This is a genomic window from Streptomyces sp. NPDC029014 (assembly GCF_055564695.1).
This window is the reverse complement of the sequence record NZ_JBVHVT010000222.1, coordinates 1-1,714: the sequence shown is the minus strand read 5'-3', so window position 1 is coordinate 1,714 and position 1,714 is coordinate 1. Positions and strand designations below refer to the sequence as shown.

3 protein-coding genes are annotated in these 1,714 nt (G+C 60.8%); all 3 read right to left on the bottom strand.

Going from position 1 to position 1,714, the window contains the following annotated elements:
- Positions 1–194: hypothetical protein (locus tag ACZ4VL_RS40680; protein WP_468211065.1), on the bottom strand; the 194-nt coding region annotated here is incomplete at its 3' end.
- Positions 195–220: 26 nt separating this feature from the next.
- Positions 221–1,426 (bottom strand): PfkB family carbohydrate kinase, encoded by a 1,206-nt coding sequence (locus ACZ4VL_RS40675; RefSeq protein WP_049428616.1) that lies wholly within the window; start codon positions 1,424–1,426, stop codon positions 221–223.
- 29 nt (positions 1,427–1,455) lie between these two features.
- Positions 1,456–1,714, bottom strand: a 259-nt coding sequence (locus ACZ4VL_RS40670) for a hypothetical protein (RefSeq protein WP_468211062.1), incomplete at its 5' end; no start/stop codon positions are given.

The following is a 1,714-nucleotide window of genomic DNA, read 5'->3' as shown; positions in this document are numbered from 1 at the left end:
ACGTCCGGGGTGGACCCTGCCAGGTCCCCAGAACCAAGCTCACGACCGTCAAACCGAATGATGTAATGCGGGACCTGCAGTCGCTCGCTCACGGCTCTGGCCGCCACCACTTCCGCAGCCGCGGCGAGTTGCCCATAGTCCACGGTGAACGCCATATCCGGACGCTTCCACCAGGCCAGAGCGATCGAGTCCATCCCGCCAGACAGTAGGAGGGCACTCTTCATACGCAAACACCATTCCAAGCGGTCTGATAGATGGCACTGACGAAGTCGTCGCGCAGGAAGCAGTCGGTACCCTCCATCATCTTCAAGTCCTCAGGCGACACGTTCTCGGCATACATCACCACCGGGATCCCCCGAGATCGCGCGTAGCCCACCTCGAAGACCGTGCCTGAGTCCAGCCCATCAGCGATGGCGAGCATGACCTGGCTCCGGTGGATGCCCTCAATGTCCTTCCCCACCACCATCTCTGCTGGGCCAGGGCCCACGTCGTGGTAGGGGGAAAACACGTCCAGGCCCATGTCGAGGAGGCAGTTGCGAGCCTGCTCGACAACCCAAAGCTGCCCAAGGGTGAAGAAGGGCCCGGCCAAGTAGACGGTAGGCGCCCGCCCCTGCAGGTAGGTGTCCGAGAGCCTCAGCGGCGCCGGAGCGAAGGCATCTAGCTCTCCAACATCAGGATACCTGCGATGCTGAGCATAGAAGGCAGCCGAGCGCGATGCTCGGTCTGCAGCCTCAAAGGGCGAGCGGCGCTCTTCCATCCAAGCGTATGCAAAGTTGGCCGCAAACTGATCCCCGCTACCGATCTTCCATACCCGAGAGGTGGCATAGGCCGGAACACATTCAGTGCCGCCCTCGTGGTGCACCAAGGCCCCCTTCGGCCCCATCTTCAACACCACCACTTCTGCGCCGTGCTGCGAAGCCAGCTCGGCAGCCATCTGCTCGGACGTCAAATCGAATCGCTGGAGCAAGCTCCTTGCCTCAGTCAGATTCAGCACAAGCGCCAGGTGCTGGGCCTTTGAGCCGTTAGCGCCAAAAGCTTCAGTCCCCGTAACGTTCTGTGGATCGAATACGGCGTACTCGGCGTCGACTATGGCCGTGCTCTCCAGCATGCCAAAGCGAAGCACGTGATCGGCCTTCACGCTGAGCGGCGATTGCCGCTCTGGCTGCTGGATCCACGGTACCGACAATCCGTGGCTGTAGTGAAAAGAGGCAGACCGTGGCAACGGCGCAATCGATAGGCCAAAGCCCTCATCTGCTGCACGACACTCCAGGATCGGCTGGAGGCCAGCATCAAGATAGCCGTGCAATGTCACCTGTCCACCCAGACGCGACACCGCTGACGCCGCACGTCCGGCCGATCCATACACTTCGTCCCACTGCGGGCGCAAACACACCTCGCGGTAGATACCACCGACGATAGTCAACATCCATTTATCCCCTGTCGTTGCCTAGCGTCTCAAGGCGAGATACGTATGGTTACCTGGCCGCCGGCCTTGCTCAGTACCGTGGCCTGGTACTGGGTTCCCTGCCGCATACACTCGAGCAAGCGGGACATCTTGGGTGAGGTAATTCCTCCGGCCACCTGATTGCCGTGCTTGATCACCACTACCTGCGCAGCCAATTGCTGCTCGATGGCCACGAACAAGACATCGCCGACGTTGATTCCAGCCACGACTGAAGGCTTGGGGGAACTCAACTGCGTCTCAAAAGAGAGA

Excerpts from the sequence above, each read along its gene's own strand:
- ACZ4VL_RS40675 (WP_049428616.1), bottom strand. The coding sequence starts at position 1,426 with ATGTTGACTATCGTCGGTGGTATCTACCGCGAGGTGTGTTTGCGCCCG.